The sequence below is a fragment of the Paractinoplanes hotanensis genome, assembly GCF_023717965.1.
Lineage (GTDB): Bacteria > Actinomycetota > Actinomycetes > Mycobacteriales > Micromonosporaceae > Actinoplanes > Actinoplanes polyasparticus.
The window spans coordinates 136,536-161,905 of record NZ_JAMQOL010000042.1; the positions used below are offsets into that span (position 1 = coordinate 136,536).

22 protein-coding genes are annotated in these 25,370 nt (G+C 71.0%); 5 read left to right on the plus strand and 17 right to left on the minus strand.

Features of this window, described 5'->3' with window-relative positions:
* Positions 1–112: 112 nt before the first annotated feature.
* The 12 genes from LXN57_RS29830 to LXN57_RS29885 form a co-directional block, all read right to left on the minus strand.
* Positions 113–2,551 (minus strand): ATP-binding protein, encoded by a 2,439-nt coding sequence (locus LXN57_RS29830; RefSeq protein WP_251801525.1) that lies wholly within the window; start codon positions 2,549–2,551, stop codon positions 113–115.
* A gap of 98 nt (positions 2,552–2,649) precedes the next feature.
* Positions 2,650–3,807, minus strand: a complete 1,158-nt coding sequence (locus tag LXN57_RS29835; RefSeq protein WP_251801526.1) for an acyl-CoA dehydrogenase family protein — start codon at positions 3,805–3,807, stop codon at positions 2,650–2,652.
* Between the two features lie 18 nt (positions 3,808–3,825).
* Positions 3,826–5,313 carry an acyl-CoA carboxylase subunit beta gene (locus tag LXN57_RS29840; RefSeq protein WP_251801563.1) on the minus strand — a complete coding sequence of 496 codons (1,488 nt, stop codon included), beginning with the start codon at positions 5,311–5,313 and terminating at the stop codon, positions 3,826–3,828.
* 267 nt (positions 5,314–5,580) lie between these two features.
* Entirely contained in the window at positions 5,581–6,918 is a 1,338-nt protein-coding gene (locus LXN57_RS29845; protein ID WP_251801527.1) for a chaplin family protein, read from the minus strand.
* Between the two features lie 289 nt (positions 6,919–7,207).
* Positions 7,208–8,242, minus strand: coding sequence for a hypothetical protein (locus LXN57_RS29850; RefSeq protein ID WP_251801528.1), 1,035 nt, complete (start codon positions 8,240–8,242; stop codon positions 7,208–7,210).
* 147 nt (positions 8,243–8,389) lie between these two features.
* Entirely contained in the window at positions 8,390–9,268 is an 879-nt protein-coding gene (locus LXN57_RS29855; RefSeq protein WP_251801529.1) for a hydroxymethylglutaryl-CoA lyase, read from the minus strand.
* A gap of 7 nt (positions 9,269–9,275) precedes the next feature.
* Positions 9,276–10,610, minus strand: coding sequence for an acetyl-CoA carboxylase biotin carboxylase subunit (locus LXN57_RS29860; RefSeq protein WP_251801530.1), 1,335 nt, complete (start codon positions 10,608–10,610; stop codon positions 9,276–9,278).
* Between the two features lie 155 nt (positions 10,611–10,765).
* Entirely contained in the window at positions 10,766–11,371 is a 606-nt protein-coding gene (locus LXN57_RS29865) for a TetR/AcrR family transcriptional regulator (protein ID WP_221380919.1), read from the minus strand.
* A gap of 44 nt (positions 11,372–11,415) precedes the next feature.
* A complete protein-coding gene (locus LXN57_RS29870; RefSeq protein ID WP_251801531.1) occupies positions 11,416–14,247 on the minus strand; it encodes a tetratricopeptide repeat protein in 2,832 nt (943 codons plus the stop codon).
* Entirely contained in the window at positions 14,244–15,971 is a 1,728-nt protein-coding gene (locus tag LXN57_RS29875) for an HSP90 family protein (RefSeq protein WP_251801532.1), read from the minus strand. Before LXN57_RS29875 ends, LXN57_RS29870 begins: the two co-directional genes overlap by 4 nt.
* Positions 15,972–16,060: 89 nt before the next feature.
* A complete protein-coding gene (locus LXN57_RS29880) occupies positions 16,061–16,960 on the minus strand; it encodes a sulfurtransferase (RefSeq protein ID WP_251801533.1) in 900 nt (299 codons plus the stop codon).
* An 18-nt stretch (positions 16,961–16,978) separates the two neighbouring features.
* Complete coding sequence (locus tag LXN57_RS29885; protein WP_251801534.1) at positions 16,979–17,746, minus strand: SGNH/GDSL hydrolase family protein; 768 nt, start codon at positions 17,744–17,746, stop codon at positions 16,979–16,981.
* Between the two features lie 135 nt (positions 17,747–17,881).
* Between LXN57_RS29885 and LXN57_RS29890 the strand changes: the two genes are divergently transcribed.
* Genes LXN57_RS29890 through LXN57_RS29905 form a run of 4 tightly spaced genes read left to right on the plus strand, consistent with a single transcriptional unit; the run spans position 17,882 to position 21,130 of the window.
* On the plus strand, positions 17,882–19,615 hold the full coding sequence (locus LXN57_RS29890; protein WP_251801535.1) for a proline--tRNA ligase: 1,734 nt from the start codon (positions 17,882–17,884) through the stop codon (positions 19,613–19,615).
* Between the two features lie 26 nt (positions 19,616–19,641).
* On the plus strand, positions 19,642–20,034 hold the full coding sequence (locus LXN57_RS29895; RefSeq protein WP_251801536.1) for a CBS domain-containing protein: 393 nt from the start codon (positions 19,642–19,644) through the stop codon (positions 20,032–20,034).
* 23 nt (positions 20,035–20,057) lie between these two features.
* Complete coding sequence (locus LXN57_RS29900) at positions 20,058–20,486, plus strand: SufE family protein (RefSeq protein WP_251801537.1); 429 nt, start codon at positions 20,058–20,060, stop codon at positions 20,484–20,486.
* Between the two features lie 2 nt (positions 20,487–20,488).
* Positions 20,489–21,130 carry a DsbA family oxidoreductase gene (locus LXN57_RS29905; RefSeq protein WP_251801538.1) on the plus strand — a complete coding sequence of 214 codons (642 nt, stop codon included), beginning with the start codon at positions 20,489–20,491 and terminating at the stop codon, positions 21,128–21,130.
* A gap of 16 nt (positions 21,131–21,146) precedes the next feature.
* Here the strand turns inward: LXN57_RS29905 and LXN57_RS29910 are convergent, their stop codons facing one another.
* Complete coding sequence (locus LXN57_RS29910; protein WP_251801564.1) at positions 21,147–21,698, minus strand: YbaK/EbsC family protein; 552 nt, start codon at positions 21,696–21,698, stop codon at positions 21,147–21,149.
* A 67-nt stretch (positions 21,699–21,765) separates the two neighbouring features.
* Here LXN57_RS29910 and LXN57_RS29915 point away from each other — a divergent pair, with 67 nt between their 5' ends.
* Complete coding sequence (locus LXN57_RS29915) at positions 21,766–22,260, plus strand: hypothetical protein (RefSeq protein ID WP_251801539.1); 495 nt, start codon at positions 21,766–21,768, stop codon at positions 22,258–22,260.
* Here the strand turns inward: LXN57_RS29915 and LXN57_RS29920 are convergent.
* The 4 genes from LXN57_RS29920 to LXN57_RS29935 form a co-directional block, all read right to left on the minus strand.
* On the minus strand, positions 22,238–22,636 hold the full coding sequence (locus LXN57_RS29920) for an NUDIX domain-containing protein (protein ID WP_221380927.1): 399 nt from the start codon (positions 22,634–22,636) through the stop codon (positions 22,238–22,240). The genes LXN57_RS29915 and LXN57_RS29920 overlap by 23 nt on opposite strands.
* Positions 22,637–22,766: 130 nt before the next feature.
* A complete protein-coding gene (locus tag LXN57_RS29925) occupies positions 22,767–24,059 on the minus strand; it encodes a class I SAM-dependent methyltransferase (protein WP_251801540.1) in 1,293 nt (430 codons plus the stop codon).
* A gap of 107 nt (positions 24,060–24,166) precedes the next feature.
* Entirely contained in the window at positions 24,167–24,709 is a 543-nt protein-coding gene (locus LXN57_RS29930; RefSeq protein WP_251801541.1) for a helix-turn-helix domain-containing protein, read from the minus strand.
* A gap of 58 nt (positions 24,710–24,767) precedes the next feature.
* The gene (locus LXN57_RS29935; protein ID WP_251801542.1) at positions 24,768–25,328 is read right to left on the minus strand and encodes a DUF6461 domain-containing protein; all 561 of its coding nucleotides are present in this window, start codon (positions 25,326–25,328) and stop codon (positions 24,768–24,770) included.
* Between the last annotated feature and the right edge of the window lie 42 nt (positions 25,329–25,370).

A 25,370-nucleotide genomic window follows, 5' to 3' on the forward strand; every position in this document is an offset into this window, starting at 1 on the left:
GGCGTTGCGACGGTCGGCGCGTGGGGGGCACGCCATGCCGACCGTCCACGCCCGGCCAGCCCTGTCAAACTTCGAGCCTGTCGGTCTTCGAGCCCGTCAGTCTTCGAGCCCGTCAGTCTTCGAGCAGGGCCCTCGTGGTCTGCGGCCCGAGCCGCTCGCGTTCCCGGGCCAGCAGCACGATCCCGCCGGAGCGGCACATCTTGCCCAGCCGGCTGACGGCCGCGGCCCGCTGATCCGGATCGGGCGTGCTGATGATCAGCCCGACCAGGGCCGCCACCACGTCGCGAGGATCATGGGTCCCGTCGTACGCCTCGGCCGCACGCGCGAAGTTCTCGGCCGCCCGCTTCGGCTCGCCCCGGCGCAGCGCGATCGCCGCCGCCACCACCGCCGCCGGACCGTCCTGAGCGCCGTCCTCCTCGCCCGGGCCGAGCTGCTCGAGCACGGAGGTCGCCTCGCCCACCCGGCCCGAGTCGGCCAGGGCCAGACCGATGGTCGCGAGCAGCCGCCGCCGGTGACCGGGGTCGCCCAGTCCGGCCAGCCCGATCATCGCGCTGCGGCCCAGTCGCTCGGCCTCCTCCAACTGCCCGTCCAGGCGGGCCACCTCGGCCAGGTTGGCCTGGGCCAGAGTGCGCAACCGCTGCTCGCCGCACCGCCCGGCCAGCCGGTCGACCGCGGCCAGCCGGGATCGGGCCGCGACCAGGTCACCGCGACGGATCTCGTGCCACACCAGGTTGTTCTCGGCCACGGCCAGATCGCGGTCGTTGCCGCCGTGCCGGGCCAGTTCGAGGGCGGCCTCGGCGTGTCCGCGGGCCTCGTCGTAGGCGCCGGTGCTCATCCACAGCGCGGCCAGCTGGGCGTGCGCGGTGAGCTGACCGGCGACGTCGTCCAGCCGTTCGAAGTCGGCCAGAGCCTCGCGCGCCGACTCGAGCTCTTCCGCGCCGGCGCCGTGCTCACGGGCCAGCTGGGCCAGGCCGATGCGGGCCCAGGCGCGGGTGGCCGGGTCGGCGTCCGCGGTCCGCGGGTCGTCGAGCAACCGGCGCAGCCACTGACGGCCGGTCACGTCGCGCCCTCGGAACCGCCACCAGCGCGGCAGCGCCGCGGCGAGGCGCAGGGCCGTGTGCGGATCGTCACCGGCCGCGTGGGCCAGGCCGGTACCGAAATCGCCGGCAACGTCGTCGAGGCGGCCGGCTGCCTCGGGCAACCGGGTGCCGGTCAGGTCGGGCCAGATCTGCTCGGCCAGGTCGGCCATCACCCGCGCGTGCCGCCGGCGGGCCTCGGCCAGTTCCCCCTCGGCGGCTGCGCGCTCGGCGGCGTAGTCGCGCACCACGTCGAGCAGCCGGAACCGGAACGTCCGGCTGCCGCGTACGCTGAGCAGGCCCAGTTCGAGCAGCCGGTCGAGCAGGTGCACGACGTCCGTACGAGGCTCGTCGACCAGCTGCTCGGCCAGGCCGATCGACCAGCGGTAGCGGAACATCGCGAGCCGTCGCAGCGCGCGCTGTTCCTGCGGGTTGAGCAGCCGGTAGCTGGTCGCCACCGCGTCGCGCAGCGACACCGACCCCGGCCGGTCGAGGTCGAGCACCCGGTCGCCGTAGCGGTCGAGGATCTCGGGCACGGTCAGCACCCGGCCACGGGCGGCGGCCAGCTCGATGGCCAGCGGCAACCCGCCCAGCCGCCGGACCAGCGCCGCGACCGCCACGACCTCGTCGGGCTCGGGATCGGCCCGGCGCACCTGGGCCAGCCGTTCCAGGAACAGGGCCACCGCCGGGTACGCCACCAGGTCGCTCAGGCTCTCGGCGGCCTCGGGCGGCGGCGCCGTCAGCGGGGCCAGCGGCCAGACCCGTTCCGTGCTCAACCCGACCGGGTGCCGGCCGGTGGCCAGGAACCGCAGCGTCGGCAACCGCTCGAGCAGGTGGGCCAGCATCTCGGCGGTCGCGTCGGGCGACCGCTCGACAGCGTCGACGAAGACCATGGCGGCCCGGCCCCCGAAGCGCGCGGGCAGGTCGTCGGGCCGTCCGACACCGAACTCGGCGGCGATGCTGCCGAGCATCTCGCCCGCCGTGCAGCCGTCGGTGACCACGATGCCGGCCACCCCGCCCGGATAGGCCGCGGCCACCCGGTGGGCGGCCGCGAAGGCGAGGCTGGTCTTGCCCACCCCGGCCAGGCCGACCAGGGTGAGGCCGCGGGGGCCGTCCGGTCCGGACAGCTGGGTGGTGATCTCGGCGAGGTCGTCACCGCGGCCGATCAGCTCGCCGGGCGGCGGCACCCGCTGGAAGCCGGTGGGCGGCAGCGGCTCCTCGGTGGCCTGGCCACGCGCCGCGGCCAGGAAGGACTCGCGATCGCCGTCGTCCAGTCCGAGCGCGTCGGCGAGCAGGCCGACCGTGGTGCGCTGCGGACGGGACGAGCGGCCCCGTTCCAGGTCGCGAACCGTGCGCACGCCGACGCCGGCACGAACGGCCAGCTCCTCCTGGGTCAGCTTGGCCCGCAGGCGCGCACGGCGCAGTACGGCGTCGAACCCGGATCCGCCCTGGTCCGGTGCGGTATCTGACCCCATGACACCGAACTTAAGGTGGGTTAACCCGCCCGGCGAGCAGAGATCCGCCCGTGTCGGATTGCGGACCGATCGCTACACGTCCAAAAGCCACGAAGGGGTTAAAGCCCCAGACCGCGGGCGATCAGCATGCGCTGCACCTCGGACGTGCCCTCGCCGACCTCGAGGATCTTGGCGTCGCGGTAGAAGCGGCCCACGGCGGACTCGTTCATGAAGCCGTACCCGCCGTGCACCTGCGTCGCCCACCGGCTGTTCTCCATCGCGGCGTTGCTGGCGTTCAACTTGGCCACCGCCGCGTACCGCTTGAAGTCCTCGCCGGCCAGCATGCGCGCCGCCGCGTCGTAGTAGCCGACCCGCGCGATGTGCGCACGCATCTCCATGTCGGCGATCATGAATTGCATCGCCTGGTAGTCGCCGATCGGGCGGCCGAACGCCTCACGCTGCCGGGCGTACCGGACCGACTCGTCGACGCAGCCCTGGGCGAGCCCCACCGAGAGCGCCGCGATCGCGATGCGGCCCTCGTCGAGGATGCGCAGGAACTGGGCGAAGCCCCGGCCCCGGGCGCCGAGCAGGTTGGCCGCGGGCACCCGGACGTCGTCGAACGAGAGCTCGTGGGTGTCCGAGGCGCACCAGCCGACCTTCGAGTAGCCCGGCGCGACGGTGAAGCCCGGCGTGCCGGACGGCACGATGATCGTGGACAGCTCCTTGGATCCGTCGGGGTTGATCCCGGTGACCGCCATGACGGTGACCAGGCAGGTGATGTCGGTGCCGGAGTTCGTGATGAACGCCTTGGTCCCGTTGATCACCCACTCGTCGGTGGCGTCGTCGTAGACCGCGCGGGTCGTCGTGCCGCCGGCGTCCGAGCCGGTGCCGGGCTCGGTGAGGCCGAAGCCGGCCAGCGCCTCGCCGGTGGTGAGCCGGGGCAGCCAGCGCTCCTTCTGCTCGGTCGTGCCGAACCGGTAGATCGGCATGGCGCCCAGCGAGACCGCGGCCTCGAGCGTCACCGCCACCGAGCTGTCCACTCTGGCCAGTTCCTCGAGCGCGATGCACAACGCGAAGTAGTCGCCGCCCATGCCGCCGACCTCTTCGGGGAACGGCAGGCCGAACAGGCCCATCTTTCCCATCTGGCGGATGACCTCGTACGGGAAGGTCTTGTGCTCGTAGTGCTCGGCGATCACGGGCGCGACCTGCTCCCGCGCGAAATCGCGGACGGTGACGCGCAGCGCCTCCTGCTCGTCGTCGAGCCGGAAGTCGACCATGGCTGTGCTCCTGTCGGATCAGACGGGCGTGACGCCGTGGCGGCGCCGGGCGAAGCCGCGTTCCTTGCCGTGGGCGGCGCGGTAGCGGCGGATGAGTTCGTCGCGCAGGTCGCCCGGCTCGACGACGGTGTCGACGACCAGCTCGCTGGCCAGTCGCATGATGTCGATGTCCTGCTCGTACTCGGCGCGGCGCTCGGCGACGAAGGCGGCGCGCTCCTCGTCGGTCGCCAGGGCGGCGATCTTGTTGGCGTAGACCGCGTTCACCGCCGCCTCGGCTCCCATCACCGCGATCTTGGCGGTGGGCAGGGCGATCGTGGCGTCGGGCTCGAAGCCGGGCCCGGCCATGGCGTACAGGCCGGCGCCGTACGCCTTACGCACGACCACACAGATCTTGGGCACCGTGGCCTCGGAGATCGCGGTGATCATCTTGGCGCCGTGCCGGATGATCCCCTGCTTCTCGACCGCCGAGCCGACCATGAAGCCGGGCACGTCGCACAGGAACAGCAGGGGGACGTTGAAGGCGTCGCAGAGCTGGACGAAGCGCGAGGCCTTGTCGGCCGAATCGGGGAAGAGCACGCCGCCCTTGAACATCGAGTTGTTGGCGACGAGGCCGATCACCTCGCCGTTCAGGCGGGCGAAACCGATCGTCAGCTCCTTGGCCCACAGCGCCTGGATCTCGAAGAACGACCCCTCGTCGACCAGGCCCTTGATGTAGCGCCGCATGTCGAAGGCCTGGCGCTCGCTGGCGGGCACCAGCGCGCCGAGATCGGCCCCGGTCGAGGCCTTCGCCTCGGTCGTGGGCGGCCGGCCCTCCCAATTGGACGGCAGGTAACTGAGGTAGGACCGCACGGTGTCGAGCGCGTCCTGCTCGGTCTTGCAGAGGAAGTGGCCGACGCCGGACTCGGCGCAGTGCACCCGGGCGCCGCCCATCGCCTCGAGCGTCGTCTTCTCGCCGGTGACCATCTCGACCATGCGGTCGGAGCCCAGGTACATACTGGCGTTGCCGTCGACCATGGCGACGATGTCGCAGAAGGCAGGGATGTAGGCGCCACCGGCCGCCGACGGGCCGAACAGGGCGCAGGCCTGCGGGATCGCGCCGGACGCCTTGACCTGGGTGTGGAAGATCTTGCCGGCGCCGCGACGCCCCGGGAAGAGGTCGACCTGGTCGGTGATGCGGGCGCCGGCCGAGTCGACCAGATAGATCATCGGCACGCCGTACTGCACCGCCCGTTCGATGACGCGGATGATCTTTTCAACCGTGCGCGCGCCCCAGGAGCCGGCCTTGACCGTGGAGTCGTTGGCCATGAGGCAGACCTCGCGGCCGTCGACCCGGGCGATTCCGGTGATCACGCCATCGGCGGGCAATCCGTCGGCCAGGCTGTTGGCATAGAGCCCGTCCTCGACGAAGGTGCCCTCGTCGACCAGCAGGGCGATCCGCTCGCGGGCGAAGAGCTTGCCCTTCGCGGCGTTGGCGGTGTGGTAGCGCTCGGCCCCGCCGGCCAGCATCCGCTTGCGTGCCTGTGCGAGTTCGTCGCCCACGCCGATCCTCCTGAACGGTCGTTAAAGCTTAACGACCGTTAGGGTAGCCGATCCGACCTTGCGCGGCAACGACGGACGGGAGCCTCCGCTGGTTGCGGAGACTCCCGTCCGTTTCACTGCCACCGATGCCGTGGAGGGGCACCGGCTGTTACCCGACGCCTCCTGGCGTCGTTCGGATCGTGCCCGGGACCGGCACGACCCGGTCTTCCGCTATCCCCCGTGGGAGAGCGAGTTTCAGCGCAGGGTGTTGAGCAGGCCCAGGCCGCCGACCGTGTCGGTCACCGCGGACAGCGGAGCCGACTCGCGGCCACCGGTGGCGTTGGTCTTCGAACCCGTGGCGGCCGGCTTCACGTAGCCGTCGTCGTTGCCCGCCGGCATCTCGCCCGCGTCGTCGGCAGTGTCGTCGTCGGCGACGTCGTCGCTGTAGTCCTGCTGGTCGCCCCGGACGCCGCCGTCACCCTTGTAGTCGTCGTTGTCGTCGTCCTTGACGCCACCGTCGCCGTCGTTGTCCCAGTCGTGGTCGCCGTGGCCGTGGCCGTGACCCGGACGGCCGTGACCCCGGTCGCCGTCCCAGTCGTCGTCGCCGAAGCCGCGGAAGCTGCGACCGCCCCGGTCGTTGACGCAGGCGGCCGACGACTGCGCGGCGCCGAGGACACCGAGCGCGTTGCCGCAGGCGTTGATCGGAACGTTGATCGGCACGGCGATCTGGGTGCCGTTCAGGATGCCGAAGTTCGAGCCGGTGACCTGCGTGATGTCGTCGTCGTGCCCGTTGGCCGACTCGTTCACGGCGACCGCGCGGCTGCTGGACGCGCCGAGCACCGCGGCCGAGTTGCCGGCCAGGTTCACGGGCAGGCTGATCGGCGCGAGCAGCTGGGTGCCGTTCGCGATGCCGACGTTCCGGCCGGTGGCCTGGGTCGCCCCGTGGCCACCCTGCACGCTCTCCTTGCGTCCGAAGCCGAAGCTCCGGCCACCCCGACCCGAGAGGTCGTTCGCGCAGACCGCGCTGGACTGCGCGAAGCCGAGGATCGCGAGCGAGTTGCCGCAGATGTTGATCGGAACGTCGACCGGCGCGTAGATCTGGGTGCCGTTGCCGATGCCGAAGTTCGACCCGGTGACCTGCGTCGGGCTGTCCCAGCGACGGTCGTCCCGGTGGTTCGTGCTCTCGGTGCGGTTGACCCCGGCGCCCTGGGCGCTGGCGAAGCCGCCCACCGCGGCGGCGTTGCCGACCACGTTGACCGGAACGGTGACCGGCAGGTAGGCCTGGGTGCCGTTCAGGATGCCGAAGTTGCTGCCGGTGGCCTGGACCGGGCCCCGGCCACGGTCGCCGCGACGGCCGCTCTCCAGGTTGTTGACGCCGGCGCCACGGGCGTCGGCCACGCCGAGGATGCCGAGCGAGTTGCCGACGACGTTGACCGGCACCTGCACCGGAACGGCGATCTGGGTGCCGTTCAGGATGCCGACGTTGCTGCCGGTGACCTGACGGGAGTCGGCGTTGGCGACGCCCGGAGCGAACAGCAGGGCGCCGGCGGCCAGGACGCCCACGCTCAGAGTCTTGCGAACCCAAGTCTTCATGAGAAAAGAAATGCCTTTCAAGAATGTTTCGGCAAAGGTGTTGCGTATTCAATTGGGGGATCTTCCGGAACTGCATTCGGGCGCAGCGGTGCCCTGGCGCATTTCTTTCTGCCCTGACCCCGCTTGTCGACGTGCGCCCGGTGGCGCTTCGGTGCGGTGCGTGTGATTCAGGCGTCGGATGATTCGCCGCTCGTTCGCAAGCGGTTCGGGAATCGAGCCGGAACGCGGACACCGAAGAGGCGTGCCGGCCGGTTCACCGGCGGTCGGGCGGACCGCCGGGCGCCATCACTCAGTCAGGTGAGACGGTCGGTGCCTCGGCGTCGTACCGCCGGACCTCGACATCGGGCGCGATCGCGGGCACATGACGAGCCGTCGTGCTGTTCGCGATCGCCGCCGGCAGGAAGGCCGCGGAGCCACCTTCCGTCGGAACTCCCGGCCCGCTGGCCGGGATGCCGCTGACTTCCCCGAGGTGCAGCCGCAGCGGAGCGGCCGGTGCGTCACCGCCGGGCGTGTTTTCCTCCGGCTCCGTCGCCGGCTGCGCCGTCACCGCGTGAGCGGTGTGGTGGTGCTGCCGGTGGGCGGACGGTACGGAGAAGGCCTTGCCGTGCTTGACCGGAGCCACGGCCGGACGGCCGGCGACCGGGGCGGGCAGGACCTGGTGGAGCGGCTTGCGGCTCGGCTCGGCCGTCTGCTCCGCCTCCTGGGGGAGAGGAGCCGGCTGAGGTTCTCCGGGGAGTTCTTCCTGCTCAGCCGGGAGCTCGACGTCGGCGACCGGATCGGTCGCCGGGGTGAGCCGCTGGTCGGGCGCCGCTTCGCCGGTGAGGCGGAGTGGGGCGGCGACCTCGTCCTGGTCCTTGTCGACGTCGGAGACGTCCACAGTGGCCACGGACGGTTCGGGTACGACGTCGTCGTCGGTCACCGGGCGGGTCAGAACCTGCCGCGGCACGTCGAGGATGTCGGACACGAGGTGCTGTTCGTGGTGTGCCGGTTCGGTGCGCTCCAGCGGCTGGACGGCCGCCTGCAGGAGGCCGGTGACCGGCGAGGTGGCGTCGGCGCCCACGAGGGAGCCGAGCAACGAGCCGTCAGGCCCGTCGGCCCGGTCCGCTGCGTGGGCGGCGGAGCCGGTGAGCAGCCAGGCCGCACCGGCCAGGCCACTGACGGCGAGTACGCGCAGACCCCACCGGATTCCGGTGCGTCGCGCACGGTTCTCCGAGCGCCGCTCCGCCCCCTGGATGGGAGGCGGCAAGGGCGTGGAGACACCGGTGGGCGGCACCGGCAACCGGTACGCCGCGCGCAGCGTGCGCTCGACCCCCGATTCCGTCATGATCCGCCCCTCGTCGTGTCGGCTGAACCGGTGACGGATCCGCCTATTCGATCCGGCGATATCGGCCACTCGATATTGGTAACGACACGACCGGAGACCGGTCACGCGGACAAATGGGAAAAATGATCGCGGGTTCGGCGGTCGAAATCACACCAATCTGGTGCGCGGTCCGGCCCGAAGGACACCCGACGGGAGCGTGCGGCCGAGCAGCTTCTCGGCCGTTTCGGCCGTGCTGATCAGGCGATCCAGGTCGATTCCGGTGTCGAGGCCCATGTCGTGCAGCATGTGGACGACCTCTTCGGTCGCCACGTTGCCCGAGGCGCCCGGCGCGTAGGGGCAGCCGCCGATCCCGCCCACGCTCGCGTCGAACTCGGTGATCCCGAGTTCGAGCGCGGTGAGGATGTTGGCCAGCCCCGTCCCCCTGGTGTTGTGGAAGTGGAGCAGATCGGGGCGTACGGCCGAAAGCAGATCCCGCACCCGGCGGGGCGTCGCCATCCCGGTCGTGTCGCCGAACGCAATCCGGTCGGCTCCGTCGGCCCGGACCCGGGCGACGATCGCCGCCACCCGGTCGGGGTCGATGTCGCCCTCGAACGGGCAGCCGAAACTGGTCGCGACAATCACCTCGACCGTCGCGCCGGCGCCGTGGATCAGCGGGATGAGCGAGGCGATGTCGTCGAGCGACTCGTCGGTCGAGCGGTTCAGGTTGCGCCGGTTGTGAGTGTCCGATGCGGACACCACGACCTCGATCTCGCGAAAGCCGGCGGCCAGGGCCCGCTGCGCGCCCCGGGTGTTGGGAATCAGCGCGGAATACCGGATCTCGGGATGGCGGTCGACCCGTGCCCACACCTCGTCGGCGTCGGCCATCTGCGGGATCGCCCTCGGGTGGACGAAGGAGACCGCCTCGATGCGCCGCACGCCGGTTCCGCTCAACGCGTCGATCAGGCGGACCTTGGCGTCGGTCGGGATCGGTTCCTCGTTCTGCAGGCCGTCACGTGGGGCGACCTCGCGGATGCTGACGGTTGTCATCGGCCCGTCACCTCATCCGGGCGACGATGGCGGTGTCGTAGTCGCCGGACAGGAACTCGGCGTTGTCGAGCAGTTCGGCGAAGAACGCCAGGTTGTTCTTGGGACCGGCGATCGCGAATTCGGCGACGGCCGAGCGGGCCCGGGCCACCGCCTCGTCGCGGTCGGCGCCGACGACGATCAGCTTGGCCATCAGGGAGTCGTAGGACATGCCGACCGTGGTGCCCTCGGCATAGCCGGAATCGACCCGCACGCCCTCGCCGCCGGGCTCGACCCAGATGGTCACCTTGCCCGGGCCGGGCAGGAACCGTTTCGGATCCTCGGCGTTGATTCGCAGCTCGATGGCGTGGCCACTGGTTTCCGGTACGGCGGTGAACGTGGGCGCCTCGCCCGAGGCGATGCGCAACTGCTCCTCGACCAGGTCGATGCCGTGGATCAGCTCGGTGATCGGGTGCTCGACCTGCAGACGGGTGTTCATCTCGAGGAAGAAGAAGTCGCCGGTGGCCGGGTCGAGCAGACACTCGACGGTGCCGGCGTTGCGATAGCCGACCGCCTCGCCGGCCTTGACCGCAGCTGCCAGCAGGCGTTCGCGCAGCTCGGGGTCGACGGCGGGGCTCGGCGCCTCCTCGACCAGCTTCTGGTTGCGCCGCTGGACCGAGCACTCCCGCTCGGACAGGGCGATCACCCGGCCGTCGGCGAGGCCGAGGATCTGCACCTCGACGTGGCGCACGCGCGGGAAGTACCGCTCCAACAGGACGTCGCCGCTGCCGAACATGCGTTCCGCGAACGCGCGAACCTTGGCGAGCTCGGTGCGCAGCGCGGCTTCGTCGCCGGCGACGGCCATGCCCATGCCGCCACCGCCGGCCGCGGCCTTGACCATCACCGGGTAGCCGATGGTCGCGGCGGCCGCGATCGCCTCGTCCGCCGAGCCGACCGGATCCTGTGTGCCGGGCGCGACCGGAACGCCGGCCGCGGCCATCAGATTGCGCGCCTTGATCTTGTCGCCCATCGCGGCGATGGCGTCGGGGCCGGGGCCGACCCAGATCAGGCCGTTGGCCTCGACCAGCCGGGCGAAGTCGGCGTTCTCGCTCAGGAATCCGTAGCCGGGGTGGATGGCCTGGGCGCCGGTATTCTTGGCGGCAGCCAGGATCGCTTCCGCGTTGCGGTAACTCTCGGCGGGATTGGCCGGGCCGACGCAGAAGGCTTCGTCGGCTTCGAGAACGAAGGGCATCCCCTCGTCGGCCTCGGAGTGCACCGCGACCGTCCGGATGCCGAGCCGCTTCGCGGTACGGATGATCCGGCGGGCGATCTCACCCCGGTTGGCGATGAGCAGCGAGTCGATCATCGTTGACCTTCTCTTCTTCCGTGCCCGGTAGGGCGCGTCGTGAATGTCAGCCCGGTAGGGCGTTTGTGGTTGTGCCCAGGGTCGGGGCGGGGTGGTGCGCCGCCCCGAGGAGGACGGGTGGTACGCCGCCCCGAAAGAGGCGGCCGCCGGGAAGATCAGCGACCGGTGAGGGCGTGCATGGTGGCCTCGCGCAGCAGCGCGGCCCGGCGGCGGCGGTCGACCTCGCCACCGAGGAACGGGGTGGAGTTCATCAGGCCGAACGCCGAGTGGGCGAGCACCCGCGCCTCGGCCGCGTCGAGCTCGGGGCGCAGCGTGGCCAGCACGCCCACCCATTCCTCGACATAGAGGCGCTGGAGGCGGCGGATCTGGCGGCGCGGCTCTTCCGGCAGGCGGTCGAGTTCGTGCAGGTGCAGGGCGATGACGGCCGGGTTGGCCAGGGCGAACTCGACATGGAAGTCGATCAGATCGGCCAGCGCGGCGCTCGCGTCGGCCGGATGCTGACCGACGCGCGTCTTACCGCCGTGCAGCAGGCTTTCGCTCACCGGGATCAGCGCGGCCACCAGCATCGCCTCTTTGCCGGCGAAGTGGTGATAGAGCGCCGGGCCGGTCACCCCCGCGGCCGAGCCGATGTCGTCCATCGACACGCCGTGGTAGCCACGGGCCGCGAACAGGCCCACCGCGATCTCGAGAATCTCGTCACGACGCGACCGCCGCCGGGGCGCGGGCGGGCCCGGACGATGCTGCTGATCAACCGTTGTCACGACGTCACTCTAACCCGCTGTCAAGCCTTCGCCTTAACGGGCGTTCAGGATGTGGAACGACCCTCCAGGGCGGCTCGCGCCTCGTCGTGAACCCGGACCGCGACCTCGCGGCTCGGCGCATCGGCGGGCATGCGCTCGATCAGCGCCCGCAGCAACGCCTCGGCCTCGGCCTCGTGACCGGCCCGGAACAGCGCCTCACCCAGCATTCCCTCGATGCGGTCGGCCTGATCGGTGGCGCCGATCGCCCGCAGCCGCTCGGGAGCGCCGCGCAGATGTGGCAACGCCTCGGCATAGCGGCCCCGGGACATGAACAGGTTACCGGCCTCGAACGCGGTCATCGAACGTTGGAAGATCGCGTTGGGTTCGGCCGCCAGTTCGGCGGGCAGCGTGTCGAACCTCTCAGCGATCAGCCGCAGCGCCTCTTCACCCCGCTCGGGCTGGTCGGAGAAGTGCAGTGCGGCCACGCCCCGGCGCAGGGCCCGCAGCTCGCCGATCAGGTCACCGGCCTCGTGCAGGGCGGAGGCGGCGGCCCGGAACGTGTCGGCCGCCTCGGCGTCGCGGTCCAGGTCGAAGAGCAGGCCGGCGGCTTCCTCGGCGATCTGGCCACGGCCCGCCGGATTGCCGGCCAGCCGCTCGACGAGTGTGCGGTAGAGCGCGAGGGCGCCGTTCTTGTCGCCGATCGCCTGGTAGAGCCCGGCCAGCAGGTAGCGGGTGTTGTCGGCCGCGTCGTCGTCGCCGGACTTCTCGAAGAGGGCCAGCGCCTCCTCGGCGACCTCGGCCCCCTCGACCGGCCGCTCGGCCAGGCGGTAGGCATTGGCCAGGTCGCTGCGCGCGTAGGCGCCGCCGGCTTCGTTGCCCGCCTCGGCGCAGAGGGCCACCGCCTCGGCCAGGTCGGTGATCGCCTCGCCGGGCCGGCCCAGCTGCAACAGCGCGTGGCCGCGCCCGACCCGGGCCGGGAGCGACCGGTCGGCGTCGCCGTCGCCGTCGGCGAGCACGGTGCTGAAGGCCTCGAGCTGTTCGGCCGGATCGTCAACGGTGTGGCCGTAGATCATGCCGGCCTCGGCCAGGCGGCGGGCCGGGCCGTTCGTACGGTAGAACTGCCAGGCCTCGCGGGCAGCGGCCAAGGCTTCGTCGTGGCGGTGCGAGGCCATGCGGCTGCGGGCGCGCAGCATCGCATGCAGGGCGACCAAGCGGGCGTCGCCGGTCTGCACAGCGCACTCGTCGCCGCGGTCACCCGCCTCGTTCGCCTCGTCCGGGCGGTCGTTCATCAGGTGCAGGATCGACAGCCGGGCCCAGGCGTAGGCCTGCTCGCGCGGTCCGCCGTGCTGTTGCTGGCAGGTGACGTCGGCGCGGACCGGCTCTTCGTCGACCTCACCGCCCGCGTAGCCCGCCGCCATCGCCATGCGGGCGCGCAGGGCACTGGCCTCGCCGACGGCGCCGGCCTGGGTGAACAGCTCGAGCGCCCGCGGCCAGTGGTCGTTCCCGCCGCCGGCTGACCGCAGCCGGTTGCCGAGCAGCAGTTCCCGCCGGGCCGCGAGCAGCGGATCAGAGTGCCGCCGGCCATCAGGCTGCCGATCGGCCGGCTGCGGGTCGGCCAGCTCGGGAAAGCGGGCGTCCAGCGCATCGAGGACGGCGTTCAATCCCGGGTCGTCGTCGGCGTGGTCGTACTGCTGGGCGAGGTCGAGGAGCTGGGCGGCGCCGGCCTCGACCGGCACCTCAGGGCGCGGCGCCGGAACGGCCGCGGGAACCGGGACGTCGGCCGGAGCCGGACGACGTGCGCTCGGCGAGAGCGTCAGGGCGGTCTCGTACGGCTCGGCGTTCAGCTTGGCCGCGATCGACCGGCTCTGGTGATCGTTGCCGTTGCGCTGGTCGAACCGCCGGGCCAGCTCGGTGGCCCGGCCCGACAGCTCGGTGGCGAGTTGGGCGGCGACGATGTCGCCGTGCTCGCGGCGGTGGATCACCGCGTCCCCGTGCCCCCGCTCGGTGAGCCGGCGCAGCAGCATGGCGGCGGCGGACGAGAAATGCATCTCGGCGGCCGGGGAGGGCGCCTTGTCGAGCCAGTCGACGTGGCGCTGGAGGATCTCGAGGCCGCGATGCTCGTTGCCGGTGCGCGCGCAGAACGCCAGGTGGGTGCCGAGGTTCCACAGGTCGGCCAGGTTGCCCCGCTCGAGACGGTAGGACCGGCGGTGTGCGTCGGCTGCCTCGTCGGGCCGGCCGGTGCGAAGGTAGGCCACCATCAGCTCGCGCAGGATGCCCTGCGGCTGCTCGCTGCAGCTCAGCTCGCCGGCCAGCACCGGCTCGGCGGTGGCCACGACGTCGGACCACCGGCCGCGCTCGTTGTAGTAGGCGGCGACCGACGACGGGTCACAGCCGATGCAGTCGGAGAGGTCGTCGCGAGGCGCGGCCTGCCAGCGGGCGAACCACTCGTCGGCCCCGGCGGTGTCACCGACGTGGTCGGCGACCAGGTAGCGGTGCTTGTAGACGGCCTGCAGACTGTGGCCGTCCTCCCGGTAGCGCCGCTCCATGTCGTCGAGCACGGCGTGGGTACGGTCGAGCGCGATCTCGGGGAAGTTGAGCATCGCGTTGACCATGGTCTTGAAGTGCCAGAGCAGCGTGTGCTTGCCGTGCTCGTGATGCCGGCCGGGGTTGCGGTCGAAGTCGTTGAGGGTCCAGGCGAAGGTGACGAACGCCTTGGCCGGCTCGCCGCCGTAGGTGTAGGCGTTGGTCGCCAGCAGCCGCACCGTGAACGCGAGATGGGGGTCGTTGACCGTGTCGGCGTGCCGCATCACCTCTTCGACCAGGGCGATCTGGGCCGCGCCGTGCGGCATCGTGCGGGCCTGCTCGCAGAGTTCCCACAGCTCGTCGGCGGTTCTCATTTGTCCTCCCCCGGGACGGCTCGGTCGAGCAGGCCCATGAACGAGCTGGTGAGCAGGGCGGCGTCGGCCGGGCGGATCGGATGCCCGCCGAGCATGAGGGCCTGGCCGTAGAGCGATTCGACGGCCAGGCCGGCCAGATCGGGATCGGCGATCGCGGTGACCCGGCGGACCAGGGCGTTGCGGTGGTTGAGCACGAGCTGCGGACGGTCGGTCGGCACCGTGCGCGACAGCGCGTCGAGCACGCCGCCCCACAGGTCGTCGGCGGCGTCGCGACTGGCCGTGAACTGCTCGTTGAAGGCGGCGGCGCGGCTCACCAGATAGAGCGCCGGAACGGTCGCCGGCTCGAAGCCGCGCACCACGACCTCGCAGCCGAGCCGGTCGAGGCGGCGCTGGGCCACGGTCAGGAACGGGCGCAGCCGCAGCTCGGCCTCGGCGTCGACGGCCGAGAAGCGAGCCGCCACGTCGGCCGGCTCGAGCCGCTCGGCCCGCACCTCGGAATCCACTGTGGCCAGCCGCTCGACGAGGTCGGCGTTGTAGACGATGCCGCCGTTGATCACGCCGAGGTCTTGGGCGGCAGCGACCGAGGCCAGCTGGCGGAACTCGTCGTCGCCGGCCGCGTAGCGCAGGACACCGTGTCTTTCCCGGAACTCGGCCAGGGTGAGATGGCCCAGGTTGGTCTCGAGTGGCACCCATTGCTCGACCAGGCGCAGCATCTCGTCGTCGTGCAGCGCCAGCGCCTTGACGCCGAGATGGTGGATCGAGAGGAACTCGGCCAGGCGGCGCGGGTCGGTCGAGGCCAGCCGGACCAGCCAGCCGCGCAGCTGGTCGGCGATCGCCTCGCGGGTGTCGGCGAGCAGGCCGTCGTCGTAGAGTGCCTCACGGCTCGCGGTCGGCCGCAGCTCGGTGCTGTCGACCACGCAGCGGGCGAAGAACGCCCACTCGGGCAGCAGACCCTCGATGCTCTCGGCGAGCAGCATCCTCTTGAGATAGACGCGGTGACCGCCGCGGGCGGCCGGGTTGACCGGCGTCGGCAGCACGAACGCGACGCCGGTGAGGCCGGCCTCGGGCACATCGAGCGGCACCACGTCGAGCGGGCGGAAACCGAAGACCTTTTGCGCATACGTCGTGAGATCGCCACTCGGCCACGGCAACGAACCCGTGGTGACGGCGACGTCGTCGACCTCGACCCGCACTGGAAGCAGCGAGCCGTACAGCTCGGCCAGCTCGCGCACCGTGGGGCCGGACAGAAGACTTTCGGCGCCGCGGCGCGCCACCAGCGTGACCGTCGTGCCGGGCTCGCGATCGTCGCCGGGGGCGACCGAATAGCGGCCGTCGGAGAAGCCCTGCCACAGCACGGGCTCGGCGCCGGCCCGGCGGGTGTGCACCCGGATCTCGTCGGCCACCAGGAAGCAGGAGAGCAGGCCGATACCGAACTGGCCGAGGAACTCGTGGCGGGCGAAGCCCAGCTCGTCGCGCTTGGAGCTGCGGCCGATGGTGGCGAGCAGCTCGTGCACCTGCGCCTCGGTCAGGCCGATGCCGTTGTCGCTGACGCGCAGCCGGCCGGGCCCGGTGGTGATCGAGACCAGGCCGCGCACCTCGGCCGCGGTGATCGCGTCGACCGCGTTCTGCAGCAGCTCGCGGACATAGACCCGCGGGCTCGCGTAAAGGTGGTGGCTCAGGAGGTCGACGATGCCACGGAGATCGACCTGGAACGTGTTGCTCACGGCGGAGAAGGTACCGCGAACGACCGACAAGAACGGGGCCGGTCTTGATCTTCACCGGATCAGACCCGCCCCGCTTCGCTCGTGCTATGTCAGCTCAGGCCGCCGGGCTCGGAGCCCTTCGCGATCGGGGCCCGGACCAGGTTGCCCCACTCCGTCCACGAGCCGTCGTAGTTGCGGACCTGGGGATAACCCATCAAATGGTGCAGCACGAACCAGGTGTGGCTCGACCGCTCCCCGATCCGGCAGTAGGCGATGATGTCGTCGCCCGACTCCAGCCCCAGCTCGTCGCGGTAGATCTTGACGAGTTCGTCGGCCGGTTTGAACGTGCCGTCCTCGTTGGCCGCCGACTTCCACGGCTTGCTGACCGCGCCCGGGATGTGACCGCCACGCAGCGCGCCTTCCTGGGGATAGGCCTCCATGTGGGTCAGCTCGCCCGTGTATTCCTGCGGGGAGCGGACGTCGACCAGCGGGCGGCCACTGCTGATGTGCCCCATGACCTGATCGCGGAAGGCCCGGATCTCGGCGTCGTTGCGTACCGGGACCGGGTATTTCGCGGCCGGTCGCTCGGTGCGCTCCCGGGTCAGTGGCCGCCCCTCGGCCGCCCACTTCTGCCGCCCGCCGTCGAGCAGGCGCACGTCACGGTGGCCGAAGAGGCTGAAGACCCAGAGGGCGTACGAGGCCCACCAGTTGAAGTTGTCGCCGTAGAAGACGATCGTGTCGTCGCGGCCGATGCCCTTGGCCTCGCACAACGCGGCGAAGGCGGTCGGGTCGAGATAGTCGCGGGTGAGCTGGTCGTTGAGCTCGAGGTGCCAGTCGACCTTGACCGCGCCCGGGATGTGCCCGGTGTCGTAGAGAAGCACGTCCTCGTCCGACTCGACAACGACCAGGCCCGGGGTGTCGAGATGGGCGGCGAGCCACTCGGTGGTGACGAGCTTGTCGGGGTGGGCGTACGCCTGCAGTGCGGGCGCCGGATCATTCTCAACAGACATGTCTGCCACGCTAGCCCTTTACTCGGTCATCCCGATCGGCATGAGCTCGGGTCGCTTCGGGGTCACCAGTTCGCCGGACGAGTGGCCCAGCAGATGACGGCCCACCCAGGGCGCCAGGTGCTCGCGGGCCCAGCGCAGGTCGGCGCTGCGAGCCAGCAACCACGGGGTGGGCTCGGGCGCGGGCGGCACCAGCATCCAGTCCTCGGTCACGCCGACGCCGAGCACGTTCAGCACCTGGCCGGCGACCCGGCGGTGCCCCGCGGGCGAGAGATGCAGCCGGTCGGCCGACCACATGTGCGGGTGGCGGAAGGCGTCGTCGGCGAACAGGTCGACCAGGTGGCAGCCGTGGCGCCGGGCGATGGAGCGGGCGCCGTCGTTCAGCACGGCCGCGCGGCGCCCGAGGATGGCCGGCAGGTTCACGGTCACGTCGGCGAACCGGAAGAGGATCACGTCGGCGCCGGTGTCGCGCACTCGTCGCACCACCGCGTCGAGCTCCCGGACGAGGGCGTGCGGATCCACCCGTACGCGCAGAGCGTCGTTCCCCCCGGCGGCGATGCTGACCAGGCCGGGCCGCATGGCCAGCGTCGGCGACAGCTGTTCGTCCACGACCTGGTGCATCACCCTGCCGCGGATGGCGAGGTTGGCGTACCCGAAATTGGGCCCCGAATCGACGGCCAGCCGGGTAGCGACCAGATCGGCCCAGCCCCGAAACGTTCCGTCCGGGTACGCGTCGTTCAGGCCCTCGGTGAAGCTGTCCCCCATAGCAACGAAGCTGCGCCAAGCCATCGCCGCCCCCTTAACGTGCGATCAAGTTGCCCGTGGGGACACATAAGCACTGAATGGAAGTCACCGGTAGCGTGATGATGGCGACACCCCGTTAATGGACTGCTTTCGGCGGTGATCCTCCCTACGCTGCTTCGCATGCTGCTGCGAATGTCCACCTTGCTGCTTCGGACACTGCGCGAGGAGCCGGCGGACGCGGAGGTGCCGAGCCATCGGCTGCTGCTGCGCGCCGGTTATGTCCGCCGCGTCGCGCCGGGTGGCTACACGTGGCTCCCGCTCGGCAAGCTCGTCCTCGACCGGGTCACCGCGATCGTGCGGGACGAGATGCTCGCCGTCGGTGGGCAGGAGGTGTCGTTTCCGGCGCTGCTGCCGCGGGAGCCCTACGACGTCAGCAACCGCTGGACCGAGTACGGCGACGACATCTTCACGCTCAAGGACAGGCGCGGCTCCGACTACCTGCTCGCGCCCACCCACGAGGAGATGTTCACCCTGCTGGTGCAGGAGATGACCACCTCGTACCGCGACTTCCCGCTGGTGCTGTTCCAGGTGCAGACGAAGTATCGCGACGAGGCCCGGCCGAGGGGCGGGCTGCTGCGCGGCCGCGAGTTCCTGATGAAGGACGCGTACTCGTTCACGCTGACCGACGAGGGGCTGGTGGCCGCGTACGAGTCGATCCGCGCCGCCTACCAGCGCGCCTTCGCCCGGCTGGGGCTGTCGCACACGATCGTCTCCGCGATGTCGGGCGCGATGGGCGGTTCGGCGTCCGAGGAGTTCCTCGCCACAGCCGAGGTGGGCGAGGACACCTTCGTCGGCTGCACGTCCTGCGACTACGCCGCCAACACCGAGGCCGTGGTCACGCCCGCCCCGCCGGCCACGACCACCACCGCGCCGCCGCTCGAGGTGCACGACACCCCGGACACCCCGACCATCGCGTCGCTGGTCGAGCTGGCCAACGCCCGCGCACTCGGTGGCCGCACCGACTGGACGGCTGCCGACACGCTCAAGAACGTGGTGGTCACCGTGCACCACCCCGGCGCCGGCCACGAGGTGCTGGTGATCGGCGTGCCCGGTGACCGCGAGGTCGACCTCAAGCGGCTCGACGCTGCCCTGGCCCCGGCCACGGCCACCCTCTTCGACGACTTCGCCGGGCGTCCCGATCTCGTCAAGGGCTACATCGGCCCCCAGGGCAGCAAGCCGCGCTACCTGGCCGACCCGCGGGTCGCGCCCGGCACGTCGTGGCTGACCGGCGCCAACGAGCCGGGGCGGCACGCGGTCAACGTCGTGGCCGGTCGCGACTTCACGCCCGACGGCATGATCGAGGCAGCCGTCGTGCTGGCCGGCGATCCGTGCCCGGCCTGCGGCACCGGCACGCTGACCATGCGGCGGGGCATCGAGATCGGGCACATCTTCCAGCTCGGCCGCCGCTACACCGACGCGTTCAAGGTCGACGTGCTGGGGGCGGACGGCAAGCCGGTACGGCCGACCATGGGGTCGTACGGGATCGGGGTGTCCCGGGCGGTGGCCGCGATCGCCGAACAGCACAACGACGAGCGCGGCCTGCTCTGGCCGGACGAGGTGGCGCCGGCCGACGTGCACATCGTCGCGGCCGGTAAGGACGGTCAGGTCGAGGCCGCCCTCGTGCTCGCGGGCGAGCTGGTCGCGGCCGGGCTGCGCGTGCTCGTCGACGACCGCCCGAACGTCTCGGCCGGCGTGAAGTTCACCGACGCCGAGCTGATCGGCATCGCCCGGTCCGTTGTCCTCGGGCGCCGGTTGAGCGAGGGATTTGCCGAAATTCGCGACCGCCGCACCGGGGAACGGAACGACGTATCCGTAACGGACATACCAGGTGTTATTACTGCTTCACTCGGGTAACGCCAGTACCAACAGGAGGTGAGCGCATGTCCAGGCCGGCAGTCGCTGAAGTGATGACCCGGCAGGTGGTCTACCTGCCCGAGGCGACGATGCTCGACGAGGCCGCGCAGGTGATGCGTGACCGCGGCATCGGCGACGTCGTGGTGACCCGGGGCCCGGCCATGGTCGGGGTGATCACCGACCGGGACATCGTGGTCCGGGCCATCGCCGAGAACCTGCCGCCGACGTCGACCAGCCTGGGCGACATCACCTCGCACGAGCTCATCATGGTGGAGCAGTCGGCCACCATCGACGAGGCCGTGCAGGCCATGCGCGAGCGGGGTGTCCGCCGGCTGCTGGTCTGTGATGCCGATCGCAAGGTCGTCGGCATCCTCAGCCTCAGCGACGTGGCGCTCCGGCCGACGTCCGCAGCCGCCTGACCGCGCGCGTTAGGGTCGATGGCGTGACCGACATGCCCCCGAAGCTCGCCGAGATCGTCGATGAGTTCGCCTCGGCGCCGCGCGAGGTGGTGCTCGAGATGCTGCTCGAGTTCGCCGACTCCATGCCGCCGCTCCCGGCCGACCTGGCCGCGCACGACGGCATGGAACAGGTGCCGGAATGTCAGACGCAGTTCTTCCTGAAGGCCGTGGTGCGACCGGACGACACGGTCGAGACGTTCTTCGACTGCCCGCCCGAGGCGCCGACGACACGAGCCTTCGCCGGCATCCTGGCCGAGGGCCTCGAGGGCGCCTCCACCGCCGAGATCCTGGCCGTGCCCGACGATCTCTACGCCCGGATGGGCCTGGCCCAGACGATCAGCCCGCTGCGCATCCGCGGCGGCTCCGCCATCCTCGCGCGACTGAAGCGCCAGATCGCGGCCCAGGTGGCATGATCATGGACCTTCAGGTGTGGTCGGACGTCGTCTGCCCCTGGTGCTATCTCGGCCGGCGACGGCTCGACGCGGCGCTCGCCCGGTATTCCGGCGAGGTCACCGTGACGTACCGGGCCTTCCAGCTCGACCCGTCGTCCGTGCCGCCCGGCCTGCCGCTCAAGCAGGCGATGGCAGCCAAGCTCGGCGACCGGGCCCGGACCGACCAGATGCTCGCGCACGTCACCGCCCTCGCCGCCGGCGAGGGCCTGCGTCTCGACTACGACCGGGCGATCGCCGCCAATACGTTCGAGAGTCACCGGTTGATCGCTTGGGCCGCCGGCCAGGGTCGTCAGGCCGAGATGCTGGACGCCCTCCAGCGGGCCCACTTCACCGACGGCCTCGACGTCGGGTCCCCCGCGGTGCTCGTATCGGTGGCCGGGGCTATCGGCCTGAACGCCACCGCGGCGGCGGCATACCTGCGGTCCGAGGCGGGCACGACCGCGGTCGAGGCCGATCTGGCCGAGGCCCGCGAACTGGGCATCTCCAGCGTCCCGTTCTTCCTTGCCGACGGGAAGTACGCGCTTCAGGGCGCCCAGGAGGCCGCGACGCTGGTCGAGGCGTTCGAAGAGATCGCGCGGCGGGAGGCTGTCGACGTCGGTCTATGACGTTTCACGTGAAACGTCAATCGACGAGCCGAGCCAGATCTTCGATCACCTCGGCGCCCGGCAGCGCACCGAGGGCCGGGCCGGCGATGGCGATCTTGCTGTGCCGCACGCCGGACCCGACGATCACGTGGGGCGTGGCCGCCACTCGCGCATCGACGAGGATCGGCCAATCGGCGGGCAGGCCGATCGGGGTGATCCCGCCGTACTCCATGCCGGTCAGGCGAACTGCCTCGTCCATCGGGGCGAAGCTGCACTTGCGCACGTCCAGGCGCTTGCGGACCACGCCGTTCACATCGGCCCGGGTCGTGGCGAGCACGATGCAGGCCGCGTACCGGACGACGTCGCCACGCTTGCCGACGACGATCACGCAGTTGGCCGAGACGTCCAGGCCCACGTCGTACGCCTCGCAGAACGCCGCCGTGTCGGCCAGCCCCGGGTCGATCGGGGCCACGAGAACCTGGTCGGCGTCGATCGGCGCATCCTCGGGCCAGACGGCGAGGGCCTTCGCCACCGGGTCGGCCAGCAGATCGGAGCGGGACTGGGCGGGCTCGAGTTTCAGACTTCCCATCACGCCCGCCATCCTGTCACGCCCATCTTGCTCAGAAATCGGGCGTGGCTGCCGACCGTCAGAGGGTGTGAGGGAGAGACGCGATAGCCGGGTCGGGACCGTCAGTGGGCTGGCACTGCTGGCCGGCGGGACGGCCATGGCGGCATCGGTCGGCGGCGAACACCAGTCGCTGTCCGCGACACTGCTGCTGGGCGTCCTGACCCTGGTTCTCGGCCACTCCCTGATCGAGGAGATCAAGCGTCAGGCCCGCCGCGCCTCGGCCGGCTGGACCCGGAAGGACACGATCAACGCCGTTCTTCTCGGCCTCTGGACCGAGTTGGCGCTGGCGGTGAGCATCCTGCTGCTCGACACTGTGCCCACGCGCGCCGTCGGCCTTGCCTTGGCCGCGTCGTACGCGGCTGCCTGCGGCTACTTCGTCACCGAGCGCCGACGGGCGATCGCCACGGTGGCCGCTGAGGCCGCTTCACCGGATGGCGCTGTGCCGCACCGCCGGCACCCCGGCCACGTGAACCCGGCCCCGCTGGCGGCCACGGACGAGATCAGGTCGGCAGGACCACGATGATCGGCGGCACCGGGACGCCACCGTTGGTCTCGGTCGGCAACTCGGGCGCCGGCAGCCAGTCGAGGCCCAGCATCTCGGGCCCGGAACCGTCGTCCAGGCCGATGCGTGGCTCGCCGTCGGCCACGGTCACCGAGAACACCGACGTCATGCCGGACGGGTACGGCATCTCGAGCACGTAGCGGGCGTCGCTGACCACCAGGCCCGTCTCTTCGAACACCTCCCGCCGTACGGCTTCCTCGGCGGTCTCGCCGGGTTGCAGGCCGCCACCCGGCAAGGTCCACCACTCACCGCCACCGGATCGTCGGCTGCGCTCATGCACCATCAGTACACGCCCGTCCCGCACGATCACGGCGGCGGCCCGTTTTCGTTCGCTCACGTGACGCAGGCTAACCGGCTCCCCGCCGGTTCCGCATGCCACCTTCCGGCACTGTGGATAACGTCCGCATTCGGGCCCTCGCAAGGGTTCACGGACTGACCAATGAGGACAAAACGGTGACCGAAACCGATCAGACGGCGTAGTCACTGCGCGTGGGCGTCATGTCCGCCGCACCGTCACGGTGGTCCTTCACGGCAAGAATCTGATTGACCCCGATGCGGGCCTGTTCGAACGCGAGGGCCGACGCCGCCATGTAGAGTCGCCACACCCGCGCCCGGCCCGGGCTCGTCAGCTCCACCGCCGCCGGCCAGTTCGCTTCCAGGTTCGCGACCCAGGCCCGCAGGGTGCGACCGTAGTGCTCGCGCAGCATGTGCACGTCACGCACCTCGAAACCGGCCTGCTCGAGCAGCGTCACCGTCGTGCCGGCCGGAGCCAGTTCGCCGTCCGGGAAGACGTACGCGTCGATGAAGCTGCGCGCCTGATGCGGCTGCTTCGGCGGCAGGTGCAGGCGCGAGATCTGGTGGTTGAGCAGCCGGCCACCCGGCTTGAGCTGGGCGTAGAGGATGGCGGCGTACTGGGCGTAGGGCTCGGCGCCGACATGCTCGGCCATGCCGACACTCGAGATCGCGTCGTACGGGCCGTCGTCGAGGTCGCGGTAATCCTCGAGCCGGATCTCCACCTGGCCGGTGAGCCCCGCCTCGGCGACCTGCTTGCGGGCGTACTCGGCCTGTTCGGTCGAGAGGGTGATGCCCACGACCTGGACGCCGTACTCGCGGGCGGCGTGGATGGCCAGGCTGCCCCAGCCGCAGCCGACGTCGAGCAACCGCTGGCCGGCCTTCAGACCGAGCTTGCGGCAGATCAGGTCGAGCTTGTCGCGCTGAGCGTCGGCCAGCCCGTAACCGGGCGCGTCGGACATCCAGTAGGCGCACGAATAGACCATGCTCGGGCCGAGGACGAGACGGTAGAAATCGTTGCCGACGTCGTAGTGGTGGCTGATCGCCTGCCGGTCACGGCGCCTGCTGTGCCGGGCGCCGGCAACGACCATCTCTTCCGGCGGGGGCTTGGGCTGGGTGCCCAGCACGCCGAGGCGTACGAGGTCGCCCGCCACGTGCCGAATCGGGACGTCCCTGACGTCAGGCGCCCGCCAGAGCAACGCGGCCAGGCGGTTGAGGGCGTCGTAGAGGTCACCCTCGACGTCGATCTCGCCGGCGATGTACGCCCGGGCCAGGCCCAGTTGGTTGGGCTGCCACATCAGCCGGCGCAGGGCGCGGCGGTGCCGGATGACCAGCACCGGCGCGTCGGCCGGGCCGGCCGAGGAGCCGTCCCACGCCCGGATGCGTACGGGCAGTGGGGTCTGCAGAAGTGCTTCGAGAACGCTCTGAAGCTTCGAAGCGGTCGTCGGGTGAGGGATGGTGGTCGGCATCGATACCTCCCGGGCGCAGCGTCGCGCAACCGAATATGGAACCGATTCACTATCCGCCCGGCGCGGCCAGTTACATAAGACCCTTTTATAGCTTTGTGATCGAGGACTCACACTGCGCGCATGACCCGCTCGAGGCTGGTCAGACGCAGGGGTCGGGCCTGGTCACGGCGGCTTTCCGCGAAGTCGTCGAGTACGGCCCGGCGCTCCCTTTCGGACAGTACGCCCGCGAACGGCGAAGCGGAACGCAGTCGCACCGCGTACTGGGCAGGCGACGTCAGCGCCTCGGCCACAGCCTCAGGCTCCCCGGCCAGCAGCACCTCCCACCGCTCCAGCCATTCCCATTCCGCGCCGCCCGGGTGGAGGCGGCGCAGCCGGCGCAGATTCATCTCGGCTATGGCCAGCACCGCCGACGGCTCGGCCGTGTAGCGGGCGGCGATCGCCTGGTGCAGCCACAACTGCTCCAACTCGGCCCGGGTCAGCACCGGATGGATCAGCGCCTCGACGTCAGCCCGTCGCACCCGCCGATGCGAGCCGACGCTGACGTACGGCAGAAGCCCGCGCGCGCAGAGATCGAGCACCCGGCGCCGGGGGAACCGAAGCAGGATCGCGGCCTCACCGATGGTGAGCAAATCGGTCGTGCGGATCGTCACACGTGGATGTTGGCCCGCCCCGCCGCGCCGTGCAACAACCGAACGGCCATTGACTCTTTCACTGACCGGTTGGCACCGTGCTGAACAGATAGGTGCGCTTTTGCAGCCCGGCCAGATCCAGCGGAACCCCGGTAAGCCGCTCGGCCAGCGCAAACCCCGCCTCGACCCCGCTACCGCCGACGGCCGTGATCATCGGCGCCAGCTCAGCGGCTCGCCGGCCCGACGCGGGCGTGTCCGACATCGGGTCGAATTCGAGTTGGACGGCCTCGTCATCCAGCAGGAGGAACCGCCCGCTGCCGTCGGCCGCCCGATACAGGCAGACCACCGTCGTCCCCACCGACAACCCCCGCAGCAACTCGTCCGCGGCCCCCAGCTGCCCGTTGTCCTCGACAACCAACGACCACGAGTCATCGAGCCGGGACACCCCGAAATACCGCTTGCCGCTGCTGACGCGCTCGCCGTTCCCCGCGCCCACCAGCTGCTGCCACCCGATGCGCTCGAGCTCGTCGGCCCCCATGCGCTTCAGAACCTGAGCCGGCCGTACCCCCCGCACCCAGACAAAGCAGAACCCCTTGGCCAGGTCACCGACGGAACGAAACCAGCCGTAGTCCCCCGCCACAGCCGCACGTCCACCAGAACTCGGCGACGAAGAGCCGACCGG

Bases quoted from the DNA above. Each gene is read 5' to 3' on its own strand.
- LXN57_RS29830 (WP_251801525.1), bottom strand. From the start codon at position 2,551: ATGGGGTCAGATACCGCACCGGACCAGGGCGGATCCGGGTTCGACGCC.
- LXN57_RS29835 (WP_251801526.1), bottom strand. From the start codon at position 3,807: ATGGTCGACTTCCGGCTCGACGACGAGCAGGAGGCGCTGCGCGTCACC.
- LXN57_RS29840 (WP_251801563.1), bottom strand. From the start codon at position 5,313: ATGCTGGCCGGCGGGGCCGAGCGCTACCACACCGCCAACGCCGCGAAG.
- LXN57_RS29845 (WP_251801527.1), bottom strand. From the start codon at position 6,918: ATGAAGACTTGGGTTCGCAAGACTCTGAGCGTGGGCGTCCTGGCCGCC.
- LXN57_RS29850 (WP_251801528.1), bottom strand. From the start codon at position 8,242: ATGACGGAATCGGGGGTCGAGCGCACGCTGCGCGCGGCGTACCGGTTG.
- LXN57_RS29855 (WP_251801529.1), bottom strand. From the start codon at position 9,268: ATGACAACCGTCAGCATCCGCGAGGTCGCCCCACGTGACGGCCTGCAG.
- LXN57_RS29860 (WP_251801530.1), bottom strand. From the start codon at position 10,610: ATGATCGACTCGCTGCTCATCGCCAACCGGGGTGAGATCGCCCGCCGG.
- LXN57_RS29870 (WP_251801531.1), bottom strand. From the start codon at position 14,247: ATGAGAACCGCCGACGAGCTGTGGGAACTCTGCGAGCAGGCCCGCACG.
- LXN57_RS29880 (WP_251801533.1), bottom strand. From the start codon at position 16,960: ATGTCTGTTGAGAATGATCCGGCGCCCGCACTGCAGGCGTACGCCCAC.
- LXN57_RS29885 (WP_251801534.1), bottom strand. From the start codon at position 17,746: ATGGCTTGGCGCAGCTTCGTTGCTATGGGGGACAGCTTCACCGAGGGC.
- LXN57_RS29890 (WP_251801535.1), top strand. From the start codon at position 17,882: ATGCTGCTGCGAATGTCCACCTTGCTGCTTCGGACACTGCGCGAGGAG.
- LXN57_RS29895 (WP_251801536.1), top strand. From the start codon at position 19,642: ATGTCCAGGCCGGCAGTCGCTGAAGTGATGACCCGGCAGGTGGTCTAC.
- LXN57_RS29905 (WP_251801538.1), top strand. From the start codon at position 20,489: ATGGACCTTCAGGTGTGGTCGGACGTCGTCTGCCCCTGGTGCTATCTC.
- LXN57_RS29910 (WP_251801564.1), bottom strand. From the start codon at position 21,698: ATGGGAAGTCTGAAACTCGAGCCCGCCCAGTCCCGCTCCGATCTGCTG.
- LXN57_RS29925 (WP_251801540.1), bottom strand. From the start codon at position 24,059: ATGCCGACCACCATCCCTCACCCGACGACCGCTTCGAAGCTTCAGAGC.